Below are 16,183 nucleotides of genomic sequence, written 5' to 3'. Positions count from 1 at the left end.
AGCGCATCGCATTGACCCGGGCGCGTTCTATGTCGTTGCTCTCAGCACCAGTTCGAACGGGGCGCCTGGGCGATGCACCCGCCTCCAGATGCAATAGCGTGCCCGAATGTCTGCTGCGGCGAGGAAGGTCGATGCCTCCCGGAAGGTCCTTTGGGTGCCTTCCCCTGATGCGGTGGTCGTCGCGTGGACGCGAACTTCCGACGAGCACAATTCGGCCGACCTGCTGCTGGCCCGCACCGTTGCCTCGGTCCTGGGCGTGTCGCCCACCGATTTCACGGTGTCCCGGCTCTGCCCCAGCTGCGGCAGCGCTGCGCACGGGCGGCCGCTGGTGCTCAGCAACTCGGGTCCAGGCGCACCGTTCGTCAGCCTCGCGCGCGCGGACGACCTAATCGTCGTCGCCATCTCGACGGCCGGGCCGGTCGGGATCGATGTCGAACGAGTCGACGCACCGGCGTTCTGCGGTTTCGACGAGGTGGCTCTGCACGAGCGCGAGCGCGCCCGCACTGTGCGGGAGCGGGCGATCACCTGGACGCGCAAGGAGTCACTGTTGAAGGCGACCGGACACGGACTGAGGATCGATCCGCGACAGCTGGAAATGAGTGCACCCATTGATCCCCCGCGTCTCCTGCAGTGGGCCGCACCGCACCCGCCCACGGGCGAGCCGTGGCTGGCAGACCTGTCGTTGGATCCGGACTTCGTCACCTGTGTCACGGTTCTCGGCGTTGCGTCCCCGCAGCTCAGCGTGCAGGCGGCAGTTCAGGCAGAGCCGCCTCGTTGAGCCAGGCGTGGAACAGCGTCGCGAGCGGCACGCCCGTGTGCTGCTCGGCGAAAGTCGCGAACATCGCGGTCGTCACGGTGCCGTGGGCATATTCGCCGACCCACCCCCGTAGCAGTGAGAAGAAGGCATCATCGCCGATGCGCAGGCGAACGGCGTGCAGGGTCAGGGCTCCGCGCTTGTAGACCCGGTCATCGAACATCAGCTGGGGCCCGGGATCACTGAGAATCAGGTCCTGGTTGAGCACGGCGAGCTGGTACCAGTGCGCGGCGGCGTGCTGGTGGGCCGTGACCCCGCCCGACTCCTCTGACCACAGCCATTCGCAGTAGCAGGCAAATCCCTCGTGCAGCCAGATGTCGGCCCAGTCCGCGAGAGTCAGACTGTTGCCGAACCACTGGTGCGACATCTCGTGGGCGATCAGCCGCTCGGTGTCCCAACTCTGCACAAGGTGGTTGGCACCGAAGGTCGAAAGTCCCTGACTTTCCAGCGGTATCTCGAGGTCGTCCTCGGTGATGACGACCGTGTAGGCCCCGAACGGGTAGTCGCCGAAAACTCTGCTGAAGAACGCCAGCATCTGCGGCTGCCTGCCGAACACATCCTCGTACGCAGGAATCAGCGATCCCGGTAGGACGGCCTGCAGCGGAACGACCGCGTCGAGATCCAATACGCAGTACCGTCCGATCTGGACCGTGGCGAGGTAGGTCGCCATCGGTTCGGGCTGGTGAAAGGCCCAGGTTGTGGAACCCGCCCGCCGCTGGGTCGAGACGAGGCGACCGTTGCTGACGACCCGGTAACCGCTGGGCGCCGAGATCGAGATCGAGTAACTCGCCTTGTCGCCGGGACGGTCGTTGCAGGGGAACCAGGAGGGAGCGCCGTGCGGTTGTCCGCACACGATCACGCCGTCGGCCAGCTCCTCCCAACCCGTTGGTCCCAGCGTCTTGCTGGGCACGGCGCGGGGCTTACCCGAGTAGCGGACCTCGACAGTGAACGGTTCGCCGGCAGCGATCGCGTCGACGGTGCGGACCGAGATGCCACGCTTGCCGTGCTCGTACTTCACCCGACGTCCATCCAGGGTGAGCTTGGCAACCCGCAACCCGAACAGGTTGACCTTGAACTGCAGCAGGTCCTCGACCGCGACACAGTGCAGCACGGCTCGTCCGGTGAGCTGGTTGCCGTCGACCTGGTAGGCGAGGTCGAGCTCGTAGTGCGCGACCCGGTAGGAGGTGTCGCCGTGGCCGGGGGTGTAGCGGCTGAGTTCGGCGGCCCGGGTCAACGCGAGGCTCTGCCTTCCGGCCCGTTGACCGGTGCCGCCTCATCGGCCCACGGGCCGATCGGGTTACCCGTCCAGCGGGTCTTGGCCGGCACCGATTCCCCCCTCATCACCAGCGACACGGGGCCCACCGTAGCGTGCGGCCCGAGCCGCGAGGCAGGCAGGATCACACTGTTGGGACCCAGCGTCGACCCCTCCTCGAGGGTGACCCGATCCATGCTGAGCACCCGGTCGTGGAACAGGTGGGTCTGCACGACGCAGCCCCTGTTGACGGTGACACCGTCGGCCAGCGTGACCAGGTCGGCCTCGGGCAGCCAGTAGGTCTCGCACCACACGCCGCGGCCCACCTCGGCACCCATCGATCGCAGCCAGACGTTCAGCGCAACCGATCCAGTGGCGGCGCGCGCGAACCAGGGGGCGGCGAGCACCTCGACGAAGGTGTCCGCGAGCTCGCTGCGCCATACGAACGAACTCCAGAGCGGGTACTCCCTGACGGGGATCCGTCCGACAAGTCCCCATTTCACCACCGAGGTCAGTGCTGCAGCCACCGCGCCGGCCACCAGCAGGATCGGACCACTGAGCACCAGGGCGGCAAACGGATAGCCGCTCGCGAGCACCGACTCGATACACACCACGACGCCGACGCCCAGTGCCCAGGAGGCGAGCACCGCCGAGAGCCGACACACCTCAACCAGTCCGCGGGCCACCCGTAGTCGCCGGGAGGGGTGATAGGTCCGGCTGGTGTCACCCGTCTCCGTGGGACGACGCAACAGGACCGGCGGACTGCCGAGCCAGGACGAGCCGGCCTTCGCCTTCTTGCGTCTTGGGGCCGCCGACAGTACCGCGACGAGCGCCTGCTTGGGCACCTTGCGGCCCGGCGCGGTCATCCCCGAATTACCGACGAACGCGCGCTTGCCGATCTTGGTCCGCTCCACCCGCAACCAGCCGCCACCCAGCTCATACCCGCCGATCAGGGTGTCGTCGGCGAGGAAGGCTTCATCGTTGATCACGGTCAACCTCGGAATGAGCAGCACGGTCGACGCCTCCACGCCGGTGCCCACCCGGGCCCCGAGCAGACGCAGCCATGCCGGTGTCAGAGCACTGGAGTACAACGGGAAGAGCCAGTCCCGGGCCTCGTCAAGAACCCGGATCGTCGCCCAGGCCTGCCAGGCCCGCCGGCTGTGCATCGGGTATACCCCGGCGGTCAGTCCCGTTCCGAGTAACCGCACCAGGGTCGCGATCAGAGCAGCAAGCACCATCAGGCCCACGAGCAGCGCGAGGGGCAGCACCGCGAACAGCCGCATCGCGAGTTCTCCCAATGAGCTCGCCCGGTGAATCACCGGCCACGCGACGGCCAACCCCGCCACGGTCGCAAAGATGGGCAACAGCGAGATGATGATTGCGATGGCCGCGTACGCCGCACCCCACCATGGCTTGTGGGGCGGTCGCGTATCGGACCACGGACCGTACGGACCGCGCTCCGCGCGGGTGGATTCAGCGGGTGACCCACTCCAGAACTCTCCGGAGGAGACATTCCCGACCACCGCCGAACCGGGAGCTACCTCGGCTGCCTCGCCGACCCGGGCCCCGGGGCACAGCGTCGAGCGCGTCCCGATCCGGGCTCGGGCGGCCACCGACATGGTGCCGATGTGCAACACGTCACCGTCGAGCCAGTGACCGGTCAGGTCGACCTCAGGCTCGACCGAGCATCCCCGACCCAAGGTCAGCATCCCGGTGATCGGCGGAACCGAATGCAGGTCGACCTGCCGGCCGACCGAGGCGCCGAGCGCCCGGGCGTACGTCGTCATCAGGGCAGCACCGGACAGTTTGGTGGCTCCCAGCTCGTCGGCTATCCGCTCGGCCAGCCACAACCTCAGGTGCACCTTGCCGCCACGGGGATAGTCACCGGCGCTCACGTCCCTCAGCAGGATCCGGGCAGCCGTCGCGCTCAGGGCCATCCGCCCTGGAGCCGTGACGAACGCCAGCCAGCCGACCGCGACCCACCACCACGACACCGTGGGTAGGAAGTTCAGACCCAGGAGATCCGCCGCGAGGTTGTTGCCGGCGGCCACCCAGGTCAGCCACCGCAGACCCGACAGCATCTGCACGGGGACGGTGCAGACGAGCTGGCCGATCTGGGTCTTCGACGTCGTCGGCCGGACGGCGCGGTTGGCGCGGCTCACGGGTGCTGACATCCGGTCCAACAGGTCCGCCAGAGCGCCGATGGTGGGCTGCTCGTAGAGGTCGGCGACGGTAACCTCGGGGTAGCCGGCCCGCAACCGCGACACCATCTGCGCGGCGGTCAGACTGCTACCCCCGAGATCGAAGAAGTCGTCGCGCTCGCTGGTCACCACTGCGCCCACAACTTCCAGCCACAGCTCGGCGAGCCGGCCTCGGGTGCCGTCGAAGACCGGGGCCGAGCCCTTTTCCGTGGCGGACCCCGGTAGCGGCCAGGGCAGTGCGTCGCGGTCGATCTTGCCGGAGGTCCGCGTCGGCAGCGAAGCAACCTCGGCGAGTCTGGGGACGAGCGCAGCGGGCAGTACCGTGCGCAACCTCCTAGCGGCGACGCGTGCGTCGAAACCCTCCTCGACGCTCACGTAACCGACGAGGAGCTGATTGCCCGAGCGGGTTCGTCGAACCGCTGCGGCGGCGCTGAGGACGCCGTCGAGCGCGAGCAACGCGTTGTCCACCTCCCCCAGTTCGATGCGCCGCCCGCCGAGCTTGACCTGGTCATCGCCCCGGCCGGCGAAGACCAGGCCCGCCTGGTCGCACACCACCCGGTCGCCGCTGCGATAGGCGCGGTCCCAGCCGAGCGAGGGGTACGGCGCGTACTTCTCGGCGTCTTTGTCCGGATCGAGGTAGCGGGCCAGACCGACACCGCCGATGATCAGCTCACCGGTTTCCCCGGGCGCGACATGGCGTCCCTGCCCGTCGACGACAGCGAGGTCCCAGCCGTCCAGGGGAAGACCGATACGCACCGGGTCGCTGCCGTCGAGCTGCGCTGCACAGGCCACCACGGTCGCCTCTGTCGGTCCGTAGGTGTTCCAGACCTCCCGGCCAGGGCGCACCAGGCGAGCACCGATCTCCGGCGGGCAGGCCTCACCGCCCATGATGAGCAACCGCACAGCATCCAGAGACTCGGTCGGCCAGAGCGCTACGAGCGTCGGCACAGTGGACACCACGGTGATCTCATTGGCAATGAGCCAGGGACCGACATCGACGCCACTGCGAACCAGAGAACGGGGCGCCGGCACCAGGCACGACCCGTGTGCCCAGGCGAGCCACATCTCCTCGCAGGAGGCGTCGAAGGCAACCGAGAGACCCGCCATCACCCGGTCGGAGCTGCCCAGCGGCGCGTCGGTGAGGAAGAGTCGGCTTTCGGCGTCGACGAACGCCGCCGCCGAGCGGTGGGAGACTGCTACCCCCTTGGGGGAACCGGTCGATCCCGAGGTGAAGATGATCCAGGCATCATCGCCGGACTCGGGCTCCTCGGGTTCACGAGGCGTAGCCGGACCGGGCAGCGTGCGACGTGCTGCAACAGCCAGCCCGTTGCCAACGATGGCTGCCACGCCCGCCTCGTCGAAGACGATCCTGGCCCGCTCGTCGGGATCCTCGGCGTCGACCGGTACATAGGCGGCACCGGCAGTCAGCACGCCCATGATCGCCACATAGAGGTCAGTGGTGCCCGATCTGACCCGCACACCGACGGTGTCACCGCGCCCGACACCGAGTGCGTTCAGTTCAGCCGCGAGGGCGTCAGCCGAGTCGCTGAACTCCGTATAGGTCAGCATCTCGGCGCCGCTGTCGATGGCGGTTCGATCGGGATAGGCCTCGACTGTCTCCTGGAAGATGTCGATAAGCGTTCGCGGATCCGGCGCCCGCTCAGCGCGCAGCAGGGTCACCTCGGAAGTCCGGGAGAGGTGGCCGCTTGCATCTGCCAGACCCTGCCTGATGAAGGCGCACATCGCATGGACGACACGTGGATGACCTCAGATCCTGGTTGCCGGACCGACATCGGGCTGATGCTAACGCTCTCAGTTGTCGTTGACCGCTACCGCTAGATCGACTGACGTCGTTCATCCATCGTTCACCCGCTGGCGACAACTACGCCATCCAACGTCCTTAACTTCGATCCTGTCGAGCCAATCGGGTTCAACGCGCACATATCTTGTTACCTTTCGAGAGGTCTCCCGAAGTGAAGATTTCGTCCATCGGCCGCGTCAGCGGCGTCACCGTTGCCGCAGCTCTTGCACTGACCGCCTGTGGGAGCGCTTCCAACACCGACGCCACCAGCACCAAGGCCGGCAGCACCGCATCGGCCGATGCCAGCTGCTTCAGCGGCAGCCTCAGCGGCCAGGGTTCGACGGCGCAGGGCAACGCGATGCAACTGGCGACCACCAACTTCGCAACCAAGTGCTCCGGCGCGAAGGTGAACTACGCACCTACCTCGTCCGGGCAGGGCATCACCGCTTTCCTCGCCAAGCAGGTCGGCTGGGCCGGTTCGGACTCTGCGCTGAACTCCGCCAAGGGCGAGCCGGCAAAGGCCAAGGCTGCTTGCGGTTCTGAGGCGTGGGACCTGCCGATGGTCGTCGGACCGATCGCGATTTCCTACAACCTCAAGGGCGTCGGCAAATTGACGCTGACACCGGACCTGACCGCGAAGATCTTCAGCGGCAAGATCACCACCTGGAACGACCCGGCCATTGCCGCGGCGAACAAGGGCGTGACATTGCCCAGCACGAAGATCTCGGTCTTCTTCCGCTCCGACTCCTCGGGCACCACGGACAACTTCACCAACTACATGCACACCACCGACCCCGCTGACTGGACCGCCGATCACGCGAAGCAGTGGGCCGGCAAGGTCGGCCAGGGCAAGGCGGGGAGCGCCGGCGTCGGGTCGGCCGTGAAATCGACCGACGGCGCCATCACCTACGTCGAGTGGTCCTACGCGATTACGAACAAGCTCTCGATGGCGCAGGTCGACAACGGCGGTGGCGCGGTGGAGCTGACAGCTGCAACAGCCAGCAAAGCTGCAGAAGCGGCCACGATCTCCGGTACCGGAAATGATCTGAAGTTGAAGATCGATTACGGGACCAAAGCGGCAGGCACCTATCCGATCGTGCTAGTGACCTATGAGATCGTCTGCAGCAAGTACTCCGACGCGAGCACCGCAAAGGCGGTCAAGTCGTTCCTGTCCTACACCGCATCACCAGAATTCCAGGGCAAGCTGTCGACGGTAGGTTCAGCTCCGTTGCCGGCGCCCATCCAGACCAAGGTCGTCGCGGCGATCAACGCGATTTCCTGACCCGGCAATGTCATCGATCACCGGAGTATCCGTCGGCGATAGTAATCTCCCTCATCCTTCTGACGGCCCGGAGAAGAGTTCCGGTGCGTCCACCGGCACCAGAGGTGACCGGGTATTCGGTGGGTTGGCGATGAGCGCCGGGCTCCTCGTCGTCGTTCTGGTGACTCTTGTCGCGGTGTTCCTGCTGGTGCAGGCAGTTCCCGCGATCAGCAAGGACAAGGCGAACTTCCTCACCTCTCGGGTGTGGGAATCGAACAATCTACGCTTCGGCATCCTGCAGTTGCTCTGGACGACGGTGACGTCCTCGCTGGTCGCCCTGACGCTCGCTGTGCCGTTCGCCATCGGCATCGCATTGTTCCTCACCCACTACGCACCGCCGTGGTTCGCGCGCATCGGTGCGGCGCTGATCGACCTGCTCGCTGCGGTGCCCTCCGTCGTCTACGGCCTGTGGGGTGCCTACATCGTGGCTCCGAAGTTCGTCCCCGTGCAGAACGTCCTGCAGTCCGTCCTCGGCTGGATTCCGCTCTTCTCCGGTGTGCCGAGCGTGACTGGAGGATCGACCATCCTGATGGTCGGGGTGGTCCTGGCGATCATGATCCTGCCGATCATCACCGCACTGTCGCGCGAGGTCTTCGCGCAGACACCGTTGCAGCACAAGGAAGGCGCACTTGCGCTGGGCGCCACTCGATGGGAGATGATCCGCACCGCAGTGCTGCCTTTCGGACGACCCGGTGTCATCAGCGCATCCATGCTCGGCCTGGGCCGGGCGCTCGGGGAAACGGTCGCCGTGCTGCTCATCCTCACGGCGTTGCCTGGTACCACGAAGTGGACCTTCTCTCTGTTCAACGGCGGCTCGACCTTCGCCTCGCAGATCGCCAGCGACGCGCCCAATGACCAGAACGACGCGAACTCGATGGGCGCGCTGATAGCTGCGGGCCTGGTGCTCTTCGTCCTGACCTTCGTCGTCAACGCAATAGCCCGGGTCATCATCGAGCGCCGCAAGGAGTTCTCCGAATGACGAGCGACACGAGCACCTCGATTGCCGACACACCGTCGGCTGACACGCTGCCGAGCCTTGCCGCGGGCCGGTCCGGCTCACGGGCGTTCAAGAACAATTTCGCCACGGCCCTGGTCTGGCTGGCTTTCCTGATAGCCCTGATTCCGCTGATCTGGATCCTCTGGGAGGTCACCTCCAAAGGCTTTCACTCGGTGGCCTCGATCACCTGGTGGCAGAAGGACCAGTCCGGTGCCCTGCCGATCGGCGACACCCAGGTCCGCGGCGCCCGACACGCCATCGTCGGGACCGTGGAGATAGGTCTGATCACCGCTCTCATCGCTATCCCGATCGCAGTCTTCACCGCGATCTATCTGGTGGAGTACGGCCGGACGGGCAGCACGGCCAACCGCCGGATCGCGCGGCTGGTGAGCTTCATGGTCGACATCCTCAGTGGGATCCCGTCAATCGTCGCGGCACTGTTCGTCTTCGCGGTCTGGGTGACCACGCTGCATCAGCGTCTGATCCCGATCTGCGTGTCGCTCGCGCTGACGATGCTGATGATCCCGGTCGTGACGCGATCCACCGAGGAGATGCTCAAGCTCGTGCCGAACGAGTTGCGCGAGGCGGCCTACGCGCTCGGAGTGCCGAAGTGGAAGACGGTGGTGCGGGTGGTGTTGCCTACCAGCATCTCCGGCATCATCACCGGCGCATTGCTGGGCCTCGCGAGGGTGCTCGGCGAGACCGCGCCCTGGCTGTTCCTCACCACCTACTTCGCCTACCTGACCTACAACCCGCTCGCCCCGTCGGGCATCGCGTCGCTGCCTACCTTGATCTTCGGGCAGGCCAGCTACATGTCGGGCGTGCCGATCTCCGCCGACCGGGTGTGGGGCGCTGCGCTTACTCTCATCATCATCGTGCTCGCCATCAACCTGCTGGGCCGCCTCCTCGGGCGGCTCACACGGGTCAAGAGCTGACCCGCGTCTTCCTTCCATTTTCTGAAAGCGATATCGAGAACTTATGGGCAAGCGAATCGACGTCCGGGATCTGAGCGTCTACTACAGCGACTTCAAGGCGGTCGAAGACGTCACGATGACGATCGAGCCACGCTCAGTGACGGCGTTCATCGGTCCGTCGGGCTGCGGAAAGTCCACCTTCCTGCGCACTTTGAACCGGATGCACGAAGTGACGCCCGGCGGTCGCGTGGAAGGCACGGTGCTGCTGGATGATGTCGATCTCTACGCACCCGGTGTCGACGCTGTCGGCGTCCGCCGGACGGTCGGCATGGTCTTCCAGCGACCCAATCCTTTCCCCACCATGTCGATCCGGGACAACGTGACGGCCGGCCTGCGCCTGAACGGGGTCAAGAACAAGAAGGCGTTGGAGGAGAAGGTCGAGCAGTCGCTGAAGCACGCGAACTTGTGGAACGAGGTCAAGGACCGGCTGGGCAAGCCCGGCGCAAGCCTCTCTGGCGGTCAGCAACAACGGTTGTGTATCGCGCGGGCCATCGCAGTGGAGCCGCAGGTGCTGTTGATGGATGAGCCATGCTCAGCGCTTGACCCGATCTCGACGCTCGCGATCGAAGACCTGGTCGCCGAGCTGAAGAACGAATACACGATCGTCATCGTCACCCACAACATGCAGCAGGCCTCACGGGTGTCGGACAAGACAGGATTCTTCAATCTGGCAGCGACCGGCAAACCGGGGCACCTGATCGAGATGAACGACACGCAGAAGATCTTCAACAACCCCGAGGTGCGTGCGACGGAGGACTACATCTCCGGGCGCTTCGGTTAGGAGTTGCACACGTACCTGAAGGTGGGAGCGCGCGAGCCATGGATGGGCGGCGCGTGCACAATATGGGCGTGGCCCGGGATAAGAAGGACAAGGACAAGAAGGACAAGGACAAGAAGAAGTCGAAGGCTGCGGAACCGGCGCCCCCGGAGCCCGAGGAGTCGACCAGGGACGAGGGCAGCTTCACCTACGGCTCCTGCAAGAGTTGTGCGTGGCGGGGCCGCGCCCGGCGCTCGCGTGACAAGGCCCGCTCCGATGCGAAAGACCACACGAAGTCCTGCGACGGCGACCACAAGGTGAAACTCAAGACCACGGATCACCGCGACTGAGCAAAACCCTGCTCGAAGTAGGTGCGCCGGACCGGGAGCGCCTCACGGCGCGTGGCCGCTCGTAGCGGCTTTATTTGGGACCCGGGGCTGCCGCGGTCCGACGCACACTAACCCTAACCGCACCGCATCCCGAGTTGTTCCTGGATGACCCTCCGTGCCGATCAGTTGGGCCGCGGGGGCCCGTGGAGTTGGACCGGTCACTGGCGCCTTACGGTGGCGACATGCGAAGAATCCTGCTGCCGGGCGCCGACGGCGTCGAGCCTTATCCGTTGCTGAACTCTCTCGTCGTGCCGCGCCCGATCGCCTGGGTGTCAACGGTGTCCGCAGACGGGGTAGGCAACCTCGCTCCACACTCGTTCTTCAACGTGGCCTGCGCAAACCCGCCCATGGTGGTGTTCTCCTCCGTCGGGGAGAAAGACACGCTGCGTAACATCCGCGCGACCCGCGAATTCGTGGTCAACATCGCACCGCAGCACCTGCTGCACGCCATCAACAACAGCTCTGCGAGTTTCGACGCGGCCGACGACGAGGCACTCGCGCTCGGTATCACGATGGAGGACAGCGAGACCGTTCGTCCGAAGCGCGTTGCGGACTCCCCCGCAGCAATGGAGTGCGTGCTGCACTCCGCCATTCAGCTCGGCGACTCGACGCTGATCATCGGACGCGTCACAGCCTTCGCGATCGACCCTGACGTGATGGACGGCGATCACCCCACCATGGCCGGTCTTGCCCCGATGAGCCGCCTGGGAATCAACGAGTGGGGCCTACCGCCGCAGGTCATCGCGCTGGACCGCCCCGGGGACCCGTCCACCATCAAAGAGGCATCACGATCCTGACGGCGTGGCACTCTGACGGTCTTCAGTCGAGCTTCCCGGCCCGCCAGAGCGTCGCGCAACGGGAAAGGTCCTGTGCGGTGGTGAGCAACGCAGCAGCGCGCGCCGCCAACTGCGACGCGCCGCTGTCGGCGTCGTCCAGACGGTGGGCGCGCCCGACCGATACCACCCGGCAGAACGCCGACGCGCGCTCCAGGGCCACCGCGAAGTCGTCTTCGAAAACACCGGTCAGAATCTCGTCCACGAGGTACTGAATGGCGGCGGGTGTCGGCGGTTCGGCCGAGCCGGCGATCGCGTGCGCCACCTCGGCGCTGGTCCGGCCGGCGTCGTAGTCACGCGCAGCGCCCACCGGATCCCGGCGCACCCATTCGCGCAGGGTGTAGAGCCGCCAGAGCGCACCGGGCAGGCTGTTCGCCGGGCGGTCGGCCCACAGCTCGGCGAGGGTCGCGATGCCGAGTTCGTCGACCAGCTGAACGAGCCGGGTGGTCACCTGCGGATCGTGCAGCGAGCGTCCGGTGCCGACCAGGACCGCGGCGGTCTCATGCGCGGCCTCGGACAACTGGGCGGGATCGCTGGAACCTCCCAGGGCCTCCAACTGGTTCAGAGTACGCAGGGCAGGTCGTCGCGGCGGCCGTTCAATGCTGTCCGACAAGGGCGTTCACTTCCTCGCTTTTTCTGCGGTTACCCGATAGATCACCGAGCCGTCGGGCGCCACTCGGATCTCGTGGCCCTCGTGCACGGCCTCCCACCCGGCGAGCACCTCGACGCCGGCATCAGCCACGCTGCCGTCCACCCCGCTGCCGTCAGCCACGCGGTCTTCGATACGGTGCGTCACCGGCTCGTTCGAGAGGTTCACCACCACGGTGCAGGCACCGCGTCGGTAGACGAGCACATCGCCGTCGCGGTGTACCTGCGTCACGCCGAGGGATGGGTCAGCGAGCTCTGGGGTGGTGCGACGCAGACGGATGAGCGTGCGATACCAGCCGAGCAGGCGCACATGAGGTTCCTGCGACAACTCCTCCCACCGCAGGGTTGAGCTGTCGGCTGTCGACGACGCCTGCGGATCCGGGACGTCATCTCCCCAGCCGTGCTCGGCGAACTCCGCACGGCGCCCCTTCGACACAGCTGTCGCCAGCTCCGGTTCCTGATGGTCAGTGAAGTACGCCCACTTTGTGGAGGCACCCCATTCCTCTCCCATGAAGAGCATCGGTGTGTACGGGAGCGTGAGTAGCAATGTGGCGCCGGCTGCCAATCTGTCACGACCTATCAGTTGGGACAGACGCTCTCCGGTGGCCCGGTTCCCGACCTGATCGTGGGTTTGCAGAGATGCGACGTACTTCCACCCGGGGGTCAGCAACGGCACTACCGCTCTTCCGTGGTCACGACCACGGAAGGTGGACCAGGTGCCGTCGTGGAAGAACGGGGTACGAGCGACCTTGGCGAAGGCCCCGTTGTCGGCGAAGTCGCCGTAGTAGCCCGCGGTCTCTCCCGTGAGCAGCACATGCAGGGTGTGGTGCACGTCGTCGGCCCACTGTCCGGTCAGCCCGAGCCCACCGGAGCCACCCGGTGCGCGCCGAGACACGGTGGCGGGATCGTTGCGGTCCGACTCCGCGATGAGCAGTAGTGATCGGCCCAGTTGCGCTGCCAGCGCCTCGGTTTCGATCTCCAGCTGCTCCAGCACGTGCACCGCGCGTTCGTCGACCAATGCATGCACGGCGTCCAGTCGTAGAGCATCGATGTGCAGGTCCCGGAACCACATCAACGCGTTGTCCACGATGAATCGGCGCACCTCGTTACTGCCGGGAGCGTCCAGATTGACCGCGGATCCCCAGGGCGTGTGGTGGCGATCGGTGAAATAGGGACCGAATTCGGACAGATAGTTGCCGCTGGGCCCGAGATGGTTGTAGACCACGTCGAGGCATACGCCGAGACCGCGCGCATGGGCAGCGTCGACGAATCGGGCGAGAGCGCTGGGCCCACCGTAAGCCTCGTGCACCGCGTAGAGGTCGACGCCGTCGTAACCCCAGCCGCGTTCCCCGGGAAACGCGGCGACCGGCATCAGTTCGACGACACTCACGCCGAGGTCGGCCAGATAGTCCAGCCGTTCGATCGCAGAGTCGAGTGTGCCGCCCTCGGTGAACGTCCCGATGTGCAGCTCGTAGATGACTGCACCCTGCAAGGGCACGCCTACCCACGCGTCATCGGTCCAGGTGAATGACCGCGGATCGACAATCTGCGACGCACCGTTCGGCCCGTCAGGTTGGTAGCGCGAGCGTGGATCCGGGAACGGGCCGTTGCCATCGATCCGGAAGGCGTACCGTTGGCCGGCCGTGGCCGGGCGGTCGGTGCGCCACCACTGCCCGCTGCGCGTCATGGCCACCGTCTCCTGGCCGAGCACCAGCTCGACAGAGTCCTGCGCCGACGGTGCCCACACATCAAAATCCTGCATCAACCCACCTCTTCCAGAAAGACGACCGGTTCGTCCGCGAACAGTTCGCTCGCGTGGATCTGCTCATCGACATCGAAAGACCGACCGGTCAACAGATCGGTCCAGCTGCCCGAATCCAGGGCGACCGTCTCGTCGGTGAAACCGCCGGTGGCCTCCCACCGGGACGGCGCGCGCAGCACCAGCGAGGCGAACGTCGCGCGCCTGCCGCGGTTGAATACTCCGGAGACACGTCCCGGCGCATGGGCTCGCACGAACCCGACGACATGCTCGCTGGTCGACTCCACGGGTGTGTACGACGAATCAGCTCCGAATGCAGCCGGCTCCCGCTCGCGAGCCGCCAACACGGTCATCACCAACTGCAGCTTCTCGGCGCTCAATCCGTCGAGTTGGGGGCCCGATCCGTTGGCCAACGTGACGGCGCGCACCGCGTAATCGACGGGCCGGCGATTGTCCGGGTCGACCAATGAGAGGTCGATCCCTTCACAGCCCTGATAGGTGTCCGGCACCCCGGGAATCGTCAGCTGCAGCAGTTTGGCTCCCAGCGTGAGCGCCCGCACGGCGTAGCGGTTGTTCTCCAAGGCGTCGTGCAACGCGTCGTACAACGGACCGCCCTGCGTAGCGCAGATCGCGAAGTCGATGATTCGACGCTCGTAGTCTTCGTCGCCGTCCACCCAGGCAGTGTGTTCTTTGGCTTCGCGCAGCGCCTTCTGCAGGTATTCCGACAGTCGCTCCGGACTGATCTCGCCGACCCCGAGCAGGGTCTGCCACACCAGGTGCGCTGTCGGTAGGTCGACGCCCGCGTCGGCGGCGAGCTCTCGCGTTACCCGTGACAACTGCTCCCACGCCTGCGGATCACCGGCTACAGCGAGAATCCGGGCCCGGGTGTCCTCACTACGTTTGGTGTCGTGCGTCGACAACGCGGTCATCGTCAGCGGCCAATGCTCCTGCTGCCACTGTGACCAATCGTGCAGACTCTGCGGTGAGGCATTCCGCAGCACGGTCGGGTCACTGCCGACCTCGTTGAGCGCGATCAGCCGGTGCCAGCGGTAGAAGGTGGTGTCCTCGATGCCCTTGGCCATCACCGGCCCCCACGTCTGCTGCAGACGCACGGCGAAGTCCGTTGCGGCCTCATCGTCCTCGTCGGCCAGCACCGTCATCGGCACCAGCGCCTCCAGGGTCGAAGACAGGTCAGGACGAGCCTCCATCGCCCGACCGAACGCCTCCGCGAGACGCACCTGCGCGGTCCGGCTCATCCGGTGTTCGGGCCGCACGTACGCGCGGTACACCTCGCCTGCGACGAGCAACTCGATGATGGCGTCGCGCAACAATTCACCCTCGAGGTCGGGTAGCGCTTCGCGGGCCCGCCTGGTCAGTCGCTCCACCTCGGGGGCAAGCGACTGCGCGACGACCTGCCGTTTGGCGGCCCGTACTTCCTCCTCGAAGTCCGCGTCACCCCCGGTCGCCTCCCACTCCCGCTCGATGACATCGGCCGAGGCAGGGTCGGTCAGCGCGGACTGTACGACTCGCAGCGCGTCGTACCCCGTGGTGCCGGCGCACTGCCAGCTGCGCGGTAACCGTTCTGGGCCCTCGAGGATCTTCTCCACCCAGATAGGGGTGCCGTTGCGACAGGCCCTGGTCAGTCTCTCCAGGTACTCCGCGGGATCGGCGAGACCGTCCGGGTGGTCGATACGGAAGCCGTCGATCAACCCGCGGTGGTGCAGATCCAGCAAGAGTTCGTGGGTGGCATCGAAGACCTCCTGCAACTCCACCCGCACCGCGATCAGGCCGTCGACCTCGAAGAACCGGCGGTAGTTGAGCACCTCATCCTTTTCGCGCCAGCTCGCGAGCCGGTAGTGCTGGCGGTCCAGCAGAGCTGCCAGGTCTTCGATGTGCTCCGAGCCGAGCGCCAACGGAAACACGTGCTCGAAGTAGCGCAGCACCGGTTCGCCGTCCAGTTCGTCACGGGTGATCTCACCGGCCTCAATGGCCTCCGGCAGCGTCGAGCCGAGGATCGGCAGCCCGATACGCCCGCCGCCGGCCTTCCAGTCCACGTCGAACCAGTCCACGGTCGGGGCGTCACGTCCGTTGCGCAGCAGTTCCCAGACCGGGCGGTTGCGGTACTCCGGGGCGACGAACGCCATGTGATTGGGCACCACGTCGACGACGATCCCGAGGCCGTCTGCGTGGGCGGCCTGGACCAGTTCCTCGAACCCGGCGATGCCGCCGAGTTCGTCGTTGATGCGGGTGTGGTCCACGACGTCATACCCGTGCATCGAACCCTCGACCGCGGTCAGGATCGGGGATAGGTAGAGGTGGGAGACACCGAGCGATCGCAGATAGCCGGTCTGGGCCGCCGCGTCGGCGAAGGTGAAGCCGGCGTGTAGTTGCAGGCGGTAGGTCGCAGTCAGGTTCGGACTCACAGGTTCTCCAGTTC

Annotated in this window: 12 protein-coding genes; 7 read left to right on the top strand and 5 right to left on the bottom strand. The window is 66.2% G+C overall.

What is annotated here, in order from left to right; genetic code table 11:
* Positions 1 to 154 precede the first annotated feature (154 nt).
* A complete protein-coding gene (locus V3G39_04695; protein ID XAS77348.1) occupies positions 155 to 778 on the top strand; it encodes a 4'-phosphopantetheinyl transferase superfamily protein in 624 nt (207 codons plus the stop codon).
* Here V3G39_04695 and V3G39_04690 read toward each other — a convergent pair.
* Together V3G39_04690 and V3G39_04685 are read right to left on the bottom strand one after the other, a co-directional pair.
* Positions 738 to 2,048 carry a M1 family metallopeptidase gene (locus tag V3G39_04690; GenBank protein ID XAS77347.1) on the bottom strand — a complete coding sequence of 437 codons (1,311 nt, stop codon included), beginning with the start codon at positions 2,046 to 2,048 and terminating at the stop codon, positions 738 to 740. The genes V3G39_04695 and V3G39_04690 overlap by 41 nt on opposite strands.
* Positions 2,045 to 5,947, bottom strand: a complete 3,903-nt coding sequence (locus tag V3G39_04685) for a Pls/PosA family non-ribosomal peptide synthetase (GenBank protein XAS77346.1) — start codon at positions 5,945 to 5,947, stop codon at positions 2,045 to 2,047. Before V3G39_04685 ends, V3G39_04690 begins: the two co-directional genes overlap by 4 nt.
* A 293-nt stretch (positions 5,948 to 6,240) precedes the next feature.
* Between V3G39_04685 and pstS the strand changes: the two genes are divergently transcribed.
* From pstS to V3G39_04655, 6 genes are all read left to right on the top strand, one after another.
* On the top strand, positions 6,241 to 7,350 hold the full coding sequence (gene pstS, locus V3G39_04680; GenBank protein XAS77345.1) for a phosphate ABC transporter substrate-binding protein PstS: 1,110 nt from the start codon (positions 6,241 to 6,243) through the stop codon (positions 7,348 to 7,350).
* Between the two features lie 7 nt (positions 7,351 to 7,357).
* Positions 7,358 to 8,368 carry a phosphate ABC transporter permease subunit PstC gene (gene pstC, locus V3G39_04675; GenBank protein ID XAS77344.1) on the top strand — a complete coding sequence of 337 codons (1,011 nt, stop codon included), beginning with the start codon at positions 7,358 to 7,360 and terminating at the stop codon, positions 8,366 to 8,368.
* A complete protein-coding gene (pstA, locus tag V3G39_04670; protein ID XAS77343.1) occupies positions 8,365 to 9,321 on the top strand; it encodes a phosphate ABC transporter permease PstA in 957 nt (318 codons plus the stop codon). Before pstC ends, pstA begins: the two co-directional genes overlap by 4 nt.
* A gap of 43 nt (positions 9,322 to 9,364) precedes the next feature.
* On the top strand, positions 9,365 to 10,141 hold the full coding sequence (pstB, locus tag V3G39_04665) for a phosphate ABC transporter ATP-binding protein PstB (GenBank protein ID XAS77342.1): 777 nt from the start codon (positions 9,365 to 9,367) through the stop codon (positions 10,139 to 10,141).
* Positions 10,142 to 10,209: 68 nt separating this feature from the next.
* Entirely contained in the window at positions 10,210 to 10,467 is a 258-nt protein-coding gene (locus V3G39_04660) for a DUF6349 family protein (protein ID XAS77341.1), read from the top strand.
* Between the two features lie 221 nt (positions 10,468 to 10,688).
* On the top strand, positions 10,689 to 11,303 hold the full coding sequence (locus V3G39_04655) for a flavin reductase family protein (GenBank protein XAS77340.1): 615 nt from the start codon (positions 10,689 to 10,691) through the stop codon (positions 11,301 to 11,303).
* A gap of 22 nt (positions 11,304 to 11,325) precedes the next feature.
* On the opposite strand, the gene V3G39_04650 is transcribed toward V3G39_04655, so the two are convergent.
* The 3 genes from V3G39_04650 to treY form a co-directional block, all read right to left on the bottom strand.
* Entirely contained in the window at positions 11,326 to 11,895 is a 570-nt protein-coding gene (locus tag V3G39_04650; protein XAS77339.1) for a hypothetical protein, read from the bottom strand.
* 63 nt (positions 11,896 to 11,958) lie between these two features.
* The gene (gene treZ / locus V3G39_04645) at positions 11,959 to 13,749 is read right to left on the bottom strand and encodes a malto-oligosyltrehalose trehalohydrolase (protein XAS77338.1); all 1,791 of its coding nucleotides are present in this window, start codon (positions 13,747 to 13,749) and stop codon (positions 11,959 to 11,961) included.
* Complete coding sequence (treY, locus tag V3G39_04640) at positions 13,749 to 16,169, bottom strand: malto-oligosyltrehalose synthase (protein XAS77337.1); 2,421 nt, start codon at positions 16,167 to 16,169, stop codon at positions 13,749 to 13,751. Before treY ends, treZ begins: the two co-directional genes overlap by 1 nt.
* Between the last annotated feature and the right edge of the window lie 14 nt (positions 16,170 to 16,183).

This window comes from Dermatophilaceae bacterium Sec6.4, from assembly GCA_039636865.1.
GTDB lineage: Bacteria > Actinomycetota > Actinomycetes > Actinomycetales > Dermatophilaceae > Allobranchiibius.
The sequence above is the reverse complement of the archived record's forward strand: the minus strand, read 5'-3'. Positions and strand labels throughout refer to the sequence as shown.

What these genes read in the sequence shown, in the direction of transcription:
- pstC (XAS77344.1), top strand. Translation starts at nt 7,358, where the DNA reads ATGTCATCGATCACCGGAGTATCCGTCGGCGATAGTAATCTCCCTCAT.
- pstA (XAS77343.1), top strand. Translation starts at nt 8,365, where the DNA reads ATGACGAGCGACACGAGCACCTCGATTGCCGACACACCGTCGGCTGAC.
- pstB (XAS77342.1), top strand. Translation starts at nt 9,365, where the DNA reads ATGGGCAAGCGAATCGACGTCCGGGATCTGAGCGTCTACTACAGCGAC.
- V3G39_04655 (XAS77340.1), top strand. Translation starts at nt 10,689, where the DNA reads ATGCGAAGAATCCTGCTGCCGGGCGCCGACGGCGTCGAGCCTTATCCG.
- treZ (XAS77338.1), bottom strand. Translation starts at nt 13,749, where the DNA reads ATGCAGGATTTTGATGTGTGGGCACCGTCGGCGCAGGACTCTGTCGAG.